The sequence below is a fragment of the Mesorhizobium sp. B2-4-6 genome (assembly GCF_006442775.1).
Classification (GTDB): Bacteria; Pseudomonadota; Alphaproteobacteria; order Rhizobiales; family Rhizobiaceae; genus Mesorhizobium.
The window spans coordinates 294,996-308,101 of the sequence record NZ_VFVI01000001.1; the positions used below are offsets into that span (position 1 = coordinate 294,996).

General features: G+C 62.3%; 16 protein-coding genes and 1 tRNA gene. 8 read left to right on the forward strand and 9 right to left on the reverse strand.

What is annotated here, in order from left to right; all coding sequences use genetic code 11:
* Both FJ957_RS01410 and FJ957_RS01415 read left to right on the forward strand, forming a co-directional pair.
* Entirely contained in the window at positions 1 to 522 is a 522-nt protein-coding gene (locus FJ957_RS01410) for a 4-vinyl reductase (RefSeq protein ID WP_140827703.1), read from the forward strand.
* 178 nt (positions 523 to 700) lie between these two features.
* Positions 701 to 1,024, forward strand: coding sequence for a hypothetical protein (locus FJ957_RS01415; RefSeq protein ID WP_140827705.1), 324 nt, complete (start codon positions 701 to 703; stop codon positions 1,022 to 1,024).
* 291 nt (positions 1,025 to 1,315) lie between these two features.
* Here FJ957_RS01415 and FJ957_RS01420 read toward each other — a convergent pair.
* A tRNA-Met gene (locus FJ957_RS01420) sits at positions 1,316 to 1,392 on the reverse strand.
* Positions 1,393 to 1,644: 252 nt separating this feature from the next.
* On the opposite strand from FJ957_RS01420, the gene FJ957_RS01425 reads away from it, so the two are divergent.
* Positions 1,645 to 2,610, forward strand: a complete 966-nt coding sequence (locus FJ957_RS01425) for a Gfo/Idh/MocA family oxidoreductase (protein ID WP_140827707.1) — start codon at positions 1,645 to 1,647, stop codon at positions 2,608 to 2,610.
* Positions 2,611 to 2,645: 35 nt separating this feature from the next.
* On the opposite strand, the gene mnmA is transcribed toward FJ957_RS01425, so the two are convergent.
* Positions 2,646 to 3,836 carry a tRNA 2-thiouridine(34) synthase MnmA gene (mnmA, locus tag FJ957_RS01430; protein ID WP_140827710.1) on the reverse strand — a complete coding sequence of 397 codons (1,191 nt, stop codon included), beginning with the start codon at positions 3,834 to 3,836 and terminating at the stop codon, positions 2,646 to 2,648.
* Between the two features lie 253 nt (positions 3,837 to 4,089).
* Here mnmA and FJ957_RS01435 point away from each other — a divergent pair, with 253 nt between their 5' ends.
* A complete protein-coding gene (locus tag FJ957_RS01435) occupies positions 4,090 to 4,365 on the forward strand; it encodes a DUF1153 domain-containing protein (protein ID WP_006203587.1) in 276 nt (91 codons plus the stop codon).
* Positions 4,366 to 4,432: 67 nt separating this feature from the next.
* Here the strand turns inward: FJ957_RS01435 and FJ957_RS01440 are convergent, their stop codons facing one another.
* Positions 4,433 to 5,359: an NADP-dependent oxidoreductase gene (locus tag FJ957_RS01440; RefSeq protein WP_140827712.1), complete on the reverse strand. Its 927-nt coding sequence runs from the start codon at positions 5,357 to 5,359 to the stop codon at positions 4,433 to 4,435.
* 91 nt (positions 5,360 to 5,450) lie between these two features.
* Here FJ957_RS01440 and FJ957_RS01445 point away from each other — a divergent pair, with 91 nt between their 5' ends.
* Positions 5,451 to 5,852 (forward strand): helix-turn-helix domain-containing protein, encoded by a 402-nt coding sequence (locus FJ957_RS01445; RefSeq protein ID WP_140827714.1) that lies wholly within the window; start codon positions 5,451 to 5,453, stop codon positions 5,850 to 5,852.
* 81 nt (positions 5,853 to 5,933) lie between these two features.
* Here the strand turns inward: FJ957_RS01445 and FJ957_RS01450 are convergent, their stop codons facing one another.
* Complete coding sequence (locus FJ957_RS01450) at positions 5,934 to 6,311, reverse strand: flagellar export protein FliJ (protein WP_140645772.1); 378 nt, start codon at positions 6,309 to 6,311, stop codon at positions 5,934 to 5,936.
* 448 nt (positions 6,312 to 6,759) lie between these two features.
* Here FJ957_RS01450 and ctrA point away from each other — a divergent pair, with 448 nt between their 5' ends.
* A complete protein-coding gene (gene ctrA / locus FJ957_RS01455) occupies positions 6,760 to 7,455 on the forward strand; it encodes a cell cycle two-component system response regulator CtrA (protein ID WP_006203583.1) in 696 nt (231 codons plus the stop codon).
* Between the two features lie 70 nt (positions 7,456 to 7,525).
* Here ctrA and FJ957_RS01460 read toward each other — a convergent pair whose 3' ends face one another.
* Both FJ957_RS01460 and FJ957_RS01465 read right to left on the reverse strand, forming a co-directional pair.
* Positions 7,526 to 7,894 carry a response regulator gene (locus FJ957_RS01460; RefSeq protein ID WP_140827716.1) on the reverse strand — a complete coding sequence of 123 codons (369 nt, stop codon included), beginning with the start codon at positions 7,892 to 7,894 and terminating at the stop codon, positions 7,526 to 7,528.
* 220 nt (positions 7,895 to 8,114) lie between these two features.
* Positions 8,115 to 8,744 carry a histidine phosphotransferase family protein gene (locus tag FJ957_RS01465; RefSeq protein WP_140827718.1) on the reverse strand — a complete coding sequence of 210 codons (630 nt, stop codon included), beginning with the start codon at positions 8,742 to 8,744 and terminating at the stop codon, positions 8,115 to 8,117.
* 383 nt (positions 8,745 to 9,127) lie between these two features.
* On the opposite strand from FJ957_RS01465, the gene FJ957_RS01470 reads away from it, so the two are divergent.
* Entirely contained in the window at positions 9,128 to 9,664 is a 537-nt protein-coding gene (locus FJ957_RS01470) for an EipA family protein (RefSeq protein WP_246674163.1), read from the forward strand.
* Between the two features lie 134 nt (positions 9,665 to 9,798).
* Positions 9,799 to 10,938 (forward strand): hypothetical protein, encoded by a 1,140-nt coding sequence (locus FJ957_RS01475; protein ID WP_140827722.1) that lies wholly within the window; start codon positions 9,799 to 9,801, stop codon positions 10,936 to 10,938.
* A 15-nt stretch (positions 10,939 to 10,953) separates the two neighbouring features.
* Here FJ957_RS01475 and FJ957_RS01480 read toward each other — a convergent pair whose 3' ends face one another.
* From FJ957_RS01480 to FJ957_RS01490, 3 genes are all read right to left on the reverse strand, one after another.
* Complete coding sequence (locus FJ957_RS01480; RefSeq protein ID WP_140827724.1) at positions 10,954 to 11,769, reverse strand: RNA methyltransferase; 816 nt, start codon at positions 11,767 to 11,769, stop codon at positions 10,954 to 10,956.
* Between the two features lie 55 nt (positions 11,770 to 11,824).
* The gene (locus tag FJ957_RS01485) at positions 11,825 to 12,163 is read right to left on the reverse strand and encodes a metalloregulator ArsR/SmtB family transcription factor (protein ID WP_140645679.1); all 339 of its coding nucleotides are present in this window, start codon (positions 12,161 to 12,163) and stop codon (positions 11,825 to 11,827) included.
* Between the two features lie 158 nt (positions 12,164 to 12,321).
* Complete coding sequence (locus tag FJ957_RS01490; protein WP_140827726.1) at positions 12,322 to 13,092, reverse strand: HugZ family protein; 771 nt, start codon at positions 13,090 to 13,092, stop codon at positions 12,322 to 12,324.
* Between the last annotated feature and the right edge of the window lie 14 nt (positions 13,093 to 13,106).

Consider the following 13,106-nt stretch of genomic DNA (forward strand, 5'->3'; position numbering starts at 1 on the left):
ATGCAGCCCCAGGTTCCGATCGATGTAGATGAGACGACCGGCATCTGGCGAACCGACCGGCTGCCCATGGTCTACCTGCCCAGGCATTTCCTGGTGAACAATCATCTCGCGGTCGAGGCAGCACTCGGCCGCGAGGCATACCGGACGATCCTGCGCGCTGCGACGGCGAAATCCGCCATCGAATGGTGCGAGGCCCAGCTACGCGACAAGGACCTCGACCGCGAAGCGACGTTCCATCATTATTTCCAGCGCCTGTCGCAGCGCGGCTGGGGTCAGTTCTCCATCGACGAACTGGACATCGCCGGCCGGCATGGCAACATTGGCCTGAAGAACTCGATCTTCGCACTGGAGGCAAGGCAACAGCCGGGCCAGCGCGTCTGCTACATGTTCGAGGGATTCATATTGGGAGCGTTCTCATTTCTGCTAGGCGGCTCCGATCTCAGCATAATTGAGTGCGAAGAGGCGCACTGCAGCCGCGAAGGCCACGACCATTGCCACTTTGCCTTTGCAAAATGCGTGTGAAGCCTCCTTAGGAATAACCGTTTCTGCGGTTATGTGGTTTCGATTTCGCTGCAGTGTCGTCATGCTTAGCCGCGGCACCGAACTCCGGAAAAGGTCGAGAACAATAAAATGTCATTGACCTACGAACAGCGGCGCGTGGCCCGACCCGAAGACGTTCTATGCCGATGAAGTCGAAAACTTGGTCATCAACAGCTTGTGCAAGGAACTCGCCAGCCCCGATCAGATCAGGGTCTATGCCGAACGATACATCAAGGCCCGCATTGTACAGGGAGCGCACGAGAACCACCGCCGTGCCGAGATTGAAGCCCGGATAGCAGCCATCATTGAAGACAATGACCGGCTTCTGGACCTGCTTAAGGCGGGGAAGGGAGATCAGGACGCGGCGGACGCCCGGATGAAGGCACAGGGCAAGGAACGGGACGAACTCAAACAGGAGCTTGCCCGAAGGGAAGCAACGTCATCCTGCACCCGACAGCCATCACGGCATTTGCCGACAAGCTGACAACCCGAAGCGCCAGCCACATTCACAACAGGCGGGCGAAGCTGGAGGCCACGCTTCACTTGCTGGACGACATGGGAGAGCTTGGCCCAATCGTGCGTGAGCTAATCCACTCTGTCACGCTCTATCGCGACAATGACAATCGGCTCGTGATTGCGGTGGAGGCGAGCCTAGTGCCGTTCTTGCAGGGGGACACGGTGCGGGTCCCTAAAACTGGAACTGGACCGTTGGCAGCGGAGGATCGTTGTGATCGGGACAGTCCCCATATCGACATCGACATGGGGATTGAACCGTTGGTAGCGGGAGAGGGACTTGAACCCCCGACCCCAGGATTATGATTCCCGTGCTCTAACCAACTGAGCTACCCCGCCAGGGTGGCAAGCGGCCCGAAAATCCGTCCTGGATGGATGGGTGTTTCAAGGCGTTCGCCGAGGTCGCGCGGATATAAGGTTGGGAGGGTGAGCGTGTCAAGCTTCGAAGTGGCCGACATGCCGGCATAATCCGGCCGGCATAACCTCACCCCAGAAAAGCTTTGCCGGACAGGCACTCAAGGCATGTCCCGGGGTTGAGTTCGGTGGGGCACGTCGCTATGTCTCGGCCATGAAATTCTAGAGTTTGAGCGAATGAAGCCGCGCATCGCCGTCCTCGGTTGCGGATACTGGGGCAGCAACCATATCCGCACCCTCAAGGCGCTTGGCGCGCTCCACGCCGTTTCCGACGTCAACCGCGCTCGCGCCGAAGGTTTCGCCAGCGAGCAGGACTGCCTGGCGTTCGAGCCGGACAAGCTGTTCGAGCGAACCGATATCGACGCCATCGTCATGGCGCTGCCGCCGCAATTCCATGCCGACACCGCGGTGCGCGCCGTCGAAAGCGGCAAGGACGTGCTGGTGGAAAAGCCGATCGCGCTGACGGTCGCCGATGCCGAGCGCGCGGTGAAGGCGGCAAAGGACAAGGCCCGTGTCTTCATGGTCGGCCATGTGCTGCGCTTCCATCCCGCCTTCGAGACGTTGAAGGCGCTGATCGACAATGGCGAGCTCGGCGAGGTGCGCTACATCCATTCGCACCGGCTCGGCCTCGGCAAGTTCCATACCGAAAACGATGCGTTATGGGACCTTGCGCCGCACGATTTGTCGATGATCCTGGCCATCACCGGTACCGAGCCGATCGAGGTGAGGGGCGAGGGGGCGGCGCTGCTCGACAACCTCAGCGACTTCGCGCATCTGCACATGCGGTTTCCGAACGGCCTGCGCAGCCATCTCTTCGCCTCGCGCCTCAATCCCTATCGCGAGCGGCGGCTGACGGTCGTCGGCACCAAGGCGATGGCGGTGTTCGACGACGTCGAGCCTTGGGAACGCAAACTTGCCGTCTACCGCCACGCGGTCTGGCAGGACAGCGGCCAGTGGGCCTTCACCGCCAATGAGCCTGCCTACGTGCCGGTTGGCGAAGGCATGCCGCTGACGCGCGAGCTTGCCCATTTCATGCAGTGCATCGAGACTCGCGCCGAGCCGCGCACCGATGGCGAGGAAGCGATCAGAGTGCTGCGCATCCTGACCGCCGGCACGGTGATCCACACCGGCTCGTCCGCCTGAGGCGTCCGGAAACGGCGGCGATAAGACCAAGAAACTTATTCGGCTGGGATCTGCGCCGGCCTTGCGGCAAGCCTGGACAACATAGCCTCGGCTTCCGCGCCTCGTTCCGAGCGCTCGATGAAGCCGCCGCCGAGCACCCGCGCCTCGTTGCCGTCGTCGGAATAGAGCACGCAGGCCTGCCCCGGCGCGATACCCGACTCGCCGTCGGCCAGTTCGACAGAGGTCACGCCGTCGCGGTGACGCAGCACGGCCGGACGCGGCGGCCTGGTCGAGCGGACTTTCGCGAAAAGCTCGATCCCGCCGGCCGGAACGTCCGACAGCGGTCCATCGCCCAGCCAGTTCATGTTGCGCAGATAGATCTTGTGCGTCTCCAGCGCCTCGCGCGGGCCGACGATGACGCGCGCCCGGTCGGCGTCGAGATGGACGACATAAAGCGGCTCGCCGGACGCGATGCCGATGCCGCGGCGCTGTCCGATCGTGTAGCGCAAAATGCCTTCATGGCGGCCGAGCACGCGGCCGTCGATATGCACGATGTCGCCCGGATTGGCGGCGGCCGGCTTCAGCTTGGCGATGATGTCGGAATACTTGCCCTGCGGCACGAAGCAGATGTCCTGGCTGTCCTGCTTGGCGGCGACAGTCAGGCCCATCTCCTCGGCAATGGCGCGGACCTGCGGCTTCGACAGTCCGCCGAGCGGGAAGCGCAGATAATCGATCTGCGCCTGCGTGGTGGCGAACAGGAAATAGCTCTGGTCGCGGTCGGCGTCGACCGGGCGGTAGAGCGCGCGATGCGCGCCATTGGCGCGCGAACGGATATAGTGGCCGGTGGCCAAGGCGTCGGCGCCGAGATCCTGGGCGGTGGCCAGAAGATCGGCGAACTTCACCGTCTGGTTGCAGGACACGCAAGGGATCGGCGTCTCGCCGGCGACATAGCTCTCGGCAAACGGGTCGATGACCGCCTTGCGGAAGCGCTCCTCATAGTCGAGCACGTAATGCGGGATGCTGAGCGTCTCGGAAACGCGGCGGGCATCGTCGATGTCCTGGCCGGCGCAGCACGAGCCGGCGCGGTGCGTGGCCGCTCCGTGGTCGTAAAGCTGCAGCGTCACGCCGACGACGTCATAGCCTTCGCGCTTCAGGATGCCTGCAACGACAGACGAATCGACGCCGCCCGACATCGCGACGACGACGCGGGTTTCTTCGGGGCGGCGGGGAAGATCGAGGCTGTTCATGGTGCTTTCACTGTGCGGCGCTCAATGCCAATGGCCGGAATATAGGTCAAGCGCCACGTGTGCGCCAGCTTGCGGCGCAAGACGAGTTTACCGGCAAATCAAGGGCTGGAGGCCGGTGTTTCAATTTCTAAACAAAATCCTAACCGGGCGTTCACGATCCTTACCTAGTGGTTAGGGTTCGCTTAGGCAATTTTTAAAGCTGTGGCGGTACTGTGGCGGGGATTGGGTCTTTGAGTTTTTAGTAGAGAGTACGATGACCGATCTGGTTAGACCTAGAGTCAAGTATGTTATCGGGCCTGACGGCAGCCCTCTTACGATCGCCGATCTGCCGCCGACGAACACCCGGCGCTGGGTTATCCGGCGCAAGGCGGAAGTGGTCGCCGCGGTACGCGGCGGCCTGCTTAGCCTTGAGGAAGCCTGCCAGCGCTATAAGCTCACAACCGAAGAATTTCTCTCCTGGCAGGCATCGATCGACGAATACGGCCTTGCCGGGCTGCGCACAACGCGGATCCAGCAATACCGCCACTAGGCCAGACGCTATTAAACGCAAAGGGCGCGAAACACCGCGCCCTTTCGCTTTTGAAGCGGCCTTCCACTCAAACAGTCAGCACGACCTTGCCGATGGGTCGGGTCGCAAGGAAGGCATGGGCGGCCGCCGCCTGATCGAGCGGGAAAGCCTTGGCCACGTGCGGCATCAGCTTTTTGGCGTCGACCAGCGCGGCGAGTTCGACAAGGCCCTCGCGATCGGGCACCACGGACATGCGCTCGACGCGGACACCGCGCGCCTTGGCCTTCGCCCTGGTGGCGTCGTGAACGTTGAGCAGCGACACCAGGACGCCACCATCGCGCATCACCTTCAGCGACTCATCGACATGGTCGCCGCCGATGGGGTCCAGCACAAGATCGACATTGTTGACCTGTTCGACGAAGTTGCCCTTGGTGTAGTCGACGACGTCGTCGGCGCCGAGCGAGCGGACGAAGTCGAGCTTGTCCGGGCTGGCTGTAGCGATGACATAAGCCCCGCGCGCCTTGGCGATCTGAACCGCCAGATGGCCGACGCCGCCGGCCCCGGCGTGAACCAGCACGCGTTGCCCAGCCTGCAGGCCGCCATGGCGCACGAGGCCTTGCCAGGCCGTCAGCCCGGCCAGCGGCAAGGCCGCAGCATGCGCATGGTCGATGGCGGCGGGCTTCGCGGCGATCTCGTCCGCCGGCGCCGCGGCGAGCTCGGCATAGGCTCCAGCCTGTTTGGGGAAACGCGGCATGCCGAACACCTCGTCGCCGACCTTGAAGGCGGTCACGCCGGGACCGAGCGCCGCGACGGTCCCCGAAATGTCCCAGCCCAGGATGAAAGGCGGTTCGCCAAGCAGCGGATAGAAACCGCCGCGCACGGCGCCGTCGACCGGGTTGGTGCCCGCCGCCTCGACGCGGACGAGCACTTCACCGGGCCTGGCCGCAGGGTCGGGCTGCTCGGCTACGAAAAGGACCTCGGGTCCGCCGACGGAAGTCTGGATAACGGCACGCATGAACGCCTCCTGTTCGAATGGATGTTCCGCTATCATTTGGATAGTAATATTCTATTGTCGAGTATGTACCTTTTCTATATATACGCACCTTATGGATAGTGAAGACAGATCGCCATTCGGCTACGACGCGTTCCGGCGCACCTGCCCGTCACATACGGTGCTGGAGATGCTGGCCAGCAAATGGGTTTATCTCACGGTCTGCGCGTTGCGGCGCGACCGGCTGCGCAATGGCGAGTTGGCGCGCAAGCTGGAAGGCATCACGCCCAAGATGCTGACGCAGACGCTGCGGGTGCTGGAGCGCGACGGCCTCGTGCGGCGCGAGGTGTTTGCGGTCATTCCGCCGCGCGTGGAGTATGAACTGACGGAACTTGGCCAGAATCTGGCGGGGCTGCTCAGCCAGATACGCTCCTGGGCGGAAGAGCATGCGCCGGAAATCAAGGATGCCCGGGCCCGGGCATCGGCCGATCATGGCGAGACGGGCGCTGTGCCGTGAAGACGGCGAGGCCGATTTCAGCCGATTGCCGGTTCTGAAGATGCCGGAGATCTCCGGCATGATTGCAAATATGCCAGGCGATCAGCCGATCATGGCGCTGCGACCGCCAATTTCGGTTTCGCGGATCTTGGTGTCTCGCGATTCCAGCATCTCCGCCTTGGACAGCTCCGCTTCAGCTTCGCCGAGTAATGATTCGGCGGTGCTTCGCTGCTGGGCGAGGTCGCTTTGCGAATTCCTGAGGTTGTCGCGGCGCAGGCGAGCCGCCTTGGCGAAGGTTGGGTAGGCGAAATGGTTGATGTCGGTGATGCCGGCTTTTTTCTCTTCGGCGATGATCTGCGCTTCCAGCTCGACGGCCATGCGCTCGAACTCGGCGATCATCATGTCCAGCTGCAAGAGCTGGCGCCGCTTCTCGTTCACCTGAAACTGCTTCAGTCGAACGAGGTTTTCACGTGACTTCATGATTCGATACTCCGCAAACGCACACCTGCAATACCGCCCAGTCCGCCCGGAACGACCCAAGCGCCGCCCGTTTCCCCCGGCTTTCCCTGGGCTATGGGAAACAAAGCCCTAAAGATTTTTGCCGGCGGTAACCATTCGTTTACGGGCATTGTTAATCATACGGGCGAGGACTTAAGGCCGGGTAAAAATTCCGGCTGCGGCGGGAAGCCCTGGCCAGCGAGTCTCTGGAGTCACTTAGGCCGACTTATTAATGTGGTGCATTAGCGATTTTGGTGTGTGATTCGTTATTAGATTCAAGTGGGTGTAGAAAGGGGTTAAAAAATCTGATATCGTGGATGACACGAAATTAGGATTTGTTAACCAGTCGGTGGCACCTTCTGTTCAGGCAATCACTGCTCCGGTCCCGGACGGGTCGTGACACGGTCCGGCAGCAGAAAAGGGGAATGAAATGCGTGTTCTGCTGATTGAAGATGACAGTGCAACCGCACAGAGCATCGAACTGATGCTGAAATCGGAAAGCTTCAACGTCTATACGACCGATCTCGGCGAAGAAGGTGTCGATCTCGGCAAGCTCTACGATTACGATATCATCCTTCTGGATCTCAATCTCCCCGACATGTCGGGCTATGAAGTCCTGCGCACGCTGCGCCTCTCCAAGGTCAAGACGCCGATCCTGATCCTCTCCGGCATGGCCGGTATCGAGGACAAGGTGCGCGGCCTGGGCTTCGGCGCCGACGACTATATGACCAAGCCCTTCCACAAGGACGAGCTGGTGGCGCGCATCCATGCGATCGTGCGCCGCTCCAAGGGCCATGCCCAGTCGGTCATCACCACCGGCGACCTGGTGGTCAATCTCGACGCCAAGACGGTCGAGGTCGGCGGCCAGCGCGTGCACCTGACCGGCAAGGAATACCAGATGCTGGAGCTGCTCTCGCTGCGCAAGGGCACCACGCTCACCAAGGAAATGTTCCTCAACCATCTCTATGGCGGCATGGACGAGCCGGAGTTGAAGATCATCGACGTCTTCATCTGCAAGCTGCGCAAGAAACTCGACGCGGCGTCCGGTGGCCAGAACTACATCGAGACGGTGTGGGGCCGCGGCTATGTGCTGCGCGAGCCGGAAGATATCCGCGTCAGCGCGTAAGCGGTCCAAGTGATTCGAACGAAAAACCCGGCTCAGGCCGGGTTTTTTGTTTGAAAACGGTCTCGGCGAATCAGGCGGCTATCTTCAGGACGCGGAAGCTTTCGAGCAATTGCGCGCGATTGAAGGGTTTCAGGAGATAGCCCTGGGCGCCGGCGCGCTTGGCGCGCATGATCGCAGCCACATCGACTTCGACCAGCGAGACCAGGATCTGCGGCCGGACAGGGCTTTCGATGGCGCGGATGCGGCGAATGAGGTCGACCGCCTGGATGTCGGCAAGACCACCGTCGATGACGATGACATCGGGCATCTCGCCGGCGCAAATCTCGGCAGCCTCGACTCCGGTCGACGCCTCGACGACAATCATGTCCGTGCCGCCAAGAATGCGTTTTGCGACCTTCCTGATGACGCTCGAATCATCGACGAACAGGCAGCGCTTCATGTCCGGGTCCTCTTTGCCATCTGCCGAACCGGCAACCTCCGGCGACCGGAAAGCACCATAGGCCAATCTGGTAAAGAAGCCGAAAAGCCGTTAGGTAAAGTTTTTCCAAACGAGCGTCTCGCGCCGTTTGGCCCGCAGCGCGATTACATGCATCGCGGCTGGCATTGCTCAGCCTGCACTGCCAACACAAATATTAGCAGTAGAGATACTTCGGCTTTTCTTATGCAGCCTTCAACACGATCTCTTCGGCGGTCGCGTGGATCGAGATCGTCATATTGGCCTCGCGCGCCAGAAGCAGCGTATAGTAAGGCTGGACCGAATGGGCATCGATCGGCTCCTCCGGCTTGTGGCCGGAATGCAGTTCGAGGAATTTCGGCGGCACGCGCAGCATCGGGCCACCAGCCGACAGCGAAAAACGCGGCTCGGTTTCGAGACTTTCCAGCGTGACCACCAGCTTGCCGCCGCGCGGTATGGCCGCGTTGGCGACGAGAATGAGGTTAAGCAGCAGCTTGACCTTGTTCTTGGGCAAGAGCGCTCGGGGGCCGTTCCACACCAGTTCCGGCTTTTCGTTCTTCAGGAAGGCGATGGCCACGGCCTCGGCATCGCCGGTGTCGATCATCATGCCGGCGGAACCCGCGGCGCCGAAGGCGATGCGGGCAAACTGCAATCGCGCCGAGGCGTTCTTGGCGCTCTGGCGAATGAGCTTCATGGCGTCTTCGTCGGCGCCGCCTTCGTCGAGCAGCTCAAGGCCGTTGTTGATCGCGCCCACCGGCGAAATGATGTCGTGGCAGACACGGCTGCAAAGCAGCGCCGCGAGATCTGGCGCGGAAAGGGTGAAAAGCTCGGCCATCGGCGAAATCCCTGCTTAAGTCATTTGTTCATGGCCGAGCGACCGTTTTCGCGCCTGCCCACACGAATCACGCTCTTTTCCAAGGCTTTCTGAATACACAGGGCCTGAGCGCGCATCAACAAATCCAAAATTGCCGACGGCGAAAATGGTGTGTTTGCGGGGGGAAACCCGCCGCCGGGGCGCAAGCGCAGCCTTCGAACCGCCATCTTCGTGTGGGAGCTTAATGGTTGAAAAAGGATTACGGCATAGTTTGCCCGTGATAGCCACTCCGAACGGCCGGCAAGAGCCGCAGGGGTGCGAGGCGTCGGCGAAAGTGCTCCCTGACGGAGATTGGAAGCATGTTTTCCCGATACTACGACCGGACGTTCGTCCGTGTCCTCGCCATGACCATCACGCTCCTTGGGGCTCTTGTCTTTTCGACCGCTGCGTCACGGGCTCAACAATACACCGCTCAGGAGATCGTCGATTCCGGTCATAAATTCTTCGGCGAGACGTCCGGCGGCCTGGCCACCGTCGTCGAGAAGATCTTTGCCTCCTACGGCCTGCCCAACGGCTACCTGCTGGGCGAGGAAGGATCCGGCGCCCTGATCGGCGGCCTGACCTATGGCGAGGGGACGCTCTACACCAAGAACGCCGGCGACCATAAGGTGTTCTGGCAAGGTCCGTCGCTCGGCTGGGATTTCGGCGGCGAGGGATCGCGGGTGATGATGCTGGTCTACAACCTCGACGACATCAGCAGCCTCTATAACCGCTTCGGCGGCGTTGCCGGCTCCGCCTATGTCATTGCGGGCGTCGGCTTCAACGTATTGCAAAGCAACCGGGTGCTGATTGTGCCGATCCGCACCGGCGTAGGTGCCCGTCTCGGGGTCAATCTCGGCTATCTGAAGCTCACCGAAAGGCCGACCTGGAACCCGTTCTGATCGGATTGCGCTCGCTACAATCGCTCGGACAGTGGTGATCGCGCCGCGGCAAACTCTTGCCGCGGCGTTGAATTTCCGCCATGCCAAGGTAGCACAATCCAGCGATTGCCGCCCCGTAAAGTGGATAGCACGCCTTGGTCCAGTCGGTTCTGTTCTTCGTACTCGGTTTCCTTTGCGCCGTTTTTCTGGTGTCGCTGGTCGCGCCGGCGGTCTGGCGGCGGGCCGTCGTCCTGACGCGCAGGCGCCTCGAGGCTTCGCTGCCGCTGACGCCAGCTGAAATCCAGGCGGACAAGGACCGGGTCCGGGCGGAATATGCCATGACGACGCGCCGGCTGGAGATAACCGTCAAGAACCTTCAGGAGAAGGCGGCCGAGCAACTGGTGGAGATCGGTCGCGGGCGCGAGGCCCTGAAGGAACTGGCGGTCGAAAAGAAGGACAAGAACCAGGCGCTCTCCGATCTGCAGGCAAAGAATGCGGAGCTCAGGCAGCGCGAGGAGGATCTGCACCGGTTGTCGGAAAAGCACGTACAGACGGAGCGGGCGCTGGAAAAACGCGCGCTGGAGGTGCAGAAGCTCGAGCAGATGTATGACGACGCCAGCTTCTCGTCCTCGAACCGCCAGATCGAACTGGTTGCCCGCGAATCGGAGCTGGAAAAGCTCGCCAGCGACATTGCGTTGCTCAAGGGCCAGCGCAAGGAGGCGGACCGGCGCAATCAGGAGGTCGCGTCGGAAAACAAGGCCGCGCGCGAAGCGTTGAAGGCGGAGAAGAAGAAAACGGCCGAGCTCGACAAGAAGGTCGAGCGGCTGCTTGCCACGCTTGCCGACCGCGAGGAAAAGCTCGACCGGCGCGAGAAGGATATCGCTCAAATGCGCGAACGTTCGAAGGAGAACGCCGCGAACGGCGTCGCGCAGCTGGCCGCCGGCACGGATACGAAAGGCGACAATGTCGACAAGGCGATCGCCAGGCTCGAGGGCGACCGGGAACGGCTGGAGGCGAGGCTGACGGCGCTGGCGCGCGAGAACAAGCGGCTGAAAACCGATCTTGCAGCCTCCGGCACGGCGATCCCCGAAGCGGCGGGCGATGCGCGCTCCGGCGCCGGCCTTCGCGAACAAATGAACGAACTGGCCGCCGAGGTGGTCAATCTGACGATGAAGCTGGACGGGCCGGACTCGCCTATCGCCAAGGCGCTGGCGGGCGAGGGGCAGCAAAATGGGCGCGGCGTCAGCCTGGCCGACCGGGTGAGGGCTTTGCAGAAGGCCGGCTCGGCCAACTGAACGACACGACCGCCGTTATTCAGCCAATGCGTCGCCGGCTTTCGAAAAGCGATGCAGGGCTATTGCCGACGCGGCGGCGACGTTCAGGCTGTCGAAACCTTCCGCCATTGCGATCCTCACCGTTTGCAGCCGGGCAAGCAGATTCCGGGGCAGGCCTTCGCCTTCGGTGCCGAGATAGAGCGCCAGGCGCGCCGAGCGTTCCGCGGCGCGGATGTCGATGTTTCCGCGTGGCGAGAGCGCGAACTGGCTGAAGCCGAGCCGATCGAGCGTCGCGGTGAAGGTTCCGATATCGCCGAAGGTGGCGAAGGGAACCTTCAGCGCCGCGCCGACCGAAACACGGATTGCCTTGCGGTAGAGCGGATCGCAGCACGTCTGGTCGAGCAGCACCGCGCCCGCGCCGAAGGCGGCCGCATTGCGGAAGATCGCCCCCATATTGTCGTGATTGGATATGCCGACCAGGACGACGGCCAATGCGCGCCGGGGCAAGGTTTCCACCAGAATCTCGGCGGGCGCCGGATCGCCACGCATGCCGATCGCCAGGATGCCGCGATGCATGTGGAAGCCGGCGATTCGGTCCATGACCTCACCCGCGGCGACATAGACCGGAAACTCGGGAGTCGCCTTGCGCAGGATCTCCTGAACGCCCGCCAGCCTGTTTTCGAGGATGAGGGCCGATTCGGCGGCGAAGCGCCCGGTCGACAGCAGGAGGTCCAGCACCACCTTGCCTTCGGCGATGAAGCGGCCATGCCGGCCGACGAGATCGCGCTCGCGGATGTCGAGATAGGCGGCGACGCGCGGGTCCCGAGGATCGTCGATGGGAATGAGGTTCATGCAAATCTCGCCGGCAAAAAATGCCAGCGAGGTAAGGGGCTTTGGATGGCGCGGGTCAAGCCCCGGCGCGGCGCAGCCGATAGGCCATCTGGGAGAGGTCGCCGTCGCCGAAAATGCCTTCCAGCATGCGCAGCAATTCGCGCACCGCCTCGGATTTGCAGGAATAGTAAATCATCTGGCGGTCGCGCCGGGTTTCGACGAGATCGAGCGCCCTCAGCTTGGCGAGATGCTGCGACAGCGCGGATTGGCTGAGTTGCACCTTCTCGGCGATGGCGCCGACCGACATTTCATCGTCGATCAGATGGGCCACGATGAGCAAGCGCTTTTCGTTGCCCATGAGGGTGAGAAACGCGGCCGCCGATTCCGCATTGGCGATTAGCTTATTTGAGATCATGGATCCCCCAAGGGTCTTGGCTCATCCAGGCGCCAGGGGGCAATGGTGCCTGATTCCAGGATGTTCAGATGTCGATGGGCGCTGCTGAATCAGCGTCACTACAAGGGTAGATCATTTCGTCTAAATCTCAAGCGTTGCTTTCGCCGGCTCGCGATCAACTACCGCTCTTGCTCCGCGGCGCGTGCCGCCTTTGCCATCTCGACAAGCGCCGAACGCAATTCGCGCGCGCTTTGCAGAGACTGGGGAAAGAAAATCCTGCAGATCGCATCGGCGGCGGCGAGATCCATGCCATCGGGGTCGAAACCGGTGGCGATCCAGCCGTCGCCGTCGGCGCGGCCGAAATGACGGGCATAAAGGGCAAGCGCGTCGCGATGGTCGGCATTCATGTGATCGAGTGCCGCCTGTTCGCTGCCGGCGAACTCCTCGGCAAGGGTGCCGCCGGTGATGAGATCATCGCGGTCGAGAAGAAAGGCCTTGCCGAAGCCGCCGTTCAGGCTGGCGCGCTCGGGCTCGAGCCGGAAGAACGAGAAGTCGCCGAGCCCGGCATAGAGCCTCGCCTTCGGATTGCGGTTGAGGTAGCGCCGCTCGGCGCGGATCTGATCGGCCGATCCCCGCTCCAGCCGCAGGGCCCGGCATGCCAGGCTGATGCGCGGATGCGCCAGCGGATCGCCCTTGCCGGGTTCGCCAAGCAGCAGCGAACAGCGCGGATCGGCGAGCAACGCACCGGTATGCGCAGACAGCATCGAGATCAGGATCAGCGGCGCGCCGTCGATGTCGGTGGCGACGCCAACCCTGCTTGCCAGCGGTGCGCCGGTGCCAGGCTCGACCGCCGCGAGCGCGCCGAAACGTGCCGCGCGGATCAGGGTTTTCGCCAGCCTGATCGCCTCTGCGTCGGTCTCGCGGATGATGTCCTTCTTCGGTCCGGTCACAAGCGCACCCGAGA

Coding starts and splice junctions, on each gene's coding strand:
- FJ957_RS01425 (WP_140827707.1), top strand. CDS start 1,645: ATGAAGCCGCGCATCGCCGTCCTCGGTTGCGGATACTGGGGCAGCAAC.
- FJ957_RS01410 (WP_140827703.1), top strand. CDS start 1: ATGCAGCCCCAGGTTCCGATCGATGTAGATGAGACGACCGGCATCTGG.
- FJ957_RS01485 (WP_140645679.1), bottom strand. CDS start 12,163: ATGATCTCAAATAAGCTAATCGCCAATGCGGAATCGGCGGCCGCGTTT.
- mnmA (WP_140827710.1), bottom strand. CDS start 3,836: ATGAACAGCCTCGATCTTCCCCGCCGCCCCGAAGAAACCCGCGTCGTC.
- FJ957_RS01470 (WP_246674163.1), top strand. CDS start 9,128: ATGACCATCACGCTCCTTGGGGCTCTTGTCTTTTCGACCGCTGCGTCA.
- FJ957_RS01440 (WP_140827712.1), bottom strand. CDS start 5,359: ATGCGTGCCGTTATCCAGACTTCCGTCGGCGGACCCGAGGTCCTTTTC.
- ctrA (WP_006203583.1), top strand. CDS start 6,760: ATGCGTGTTCTGCTGATTGAAGATGACAGTGCAACCGCACAGAGCATC.
- FJ957_RS01460 (WP_140827716.1), bottom strand. CDS start 7,894: ATGAAGCGCTGCCTGTTCGTCGATGATTCGAGCGTCATCAGGAAGGTC.
- FJ957_RS01465 (WP_140827718.1), bottom strand. CDS start 8,744: ATGGCCGAGCTTTTCACCCTTTCCGCGCCAGATCTCGCGGCGCTGCTT.
- FJ957_RS01435 (WP_006203587.1), top strand. CDS start 4,090: ATGACCGATCTGGTTAGACCTAGAGTCAAGTATGTTATCGGGCCTGAC.
- FJ957_RS01450 (WP_140645772.1), bottom strand. CDS start 6,311: ATGAAGTCACGTGAAAACCTCGTTCGACTGAAGCAGTTTCAGGTGAAC.
- FJ957_RS01480 (WP_140827724.1), bottom strand. CDS start 11,769: ATGAACCTCATTCCCATCGACGATCCTCGGGACCCGCGCGTCGCCGCC.
- FJ957_RS01445 (WP_140827714.1), top strand. CDS start 5,451: ATGGATAGTGAAGACAGATCGCCATTCGGCTACGACGCGTTCCGGCGC.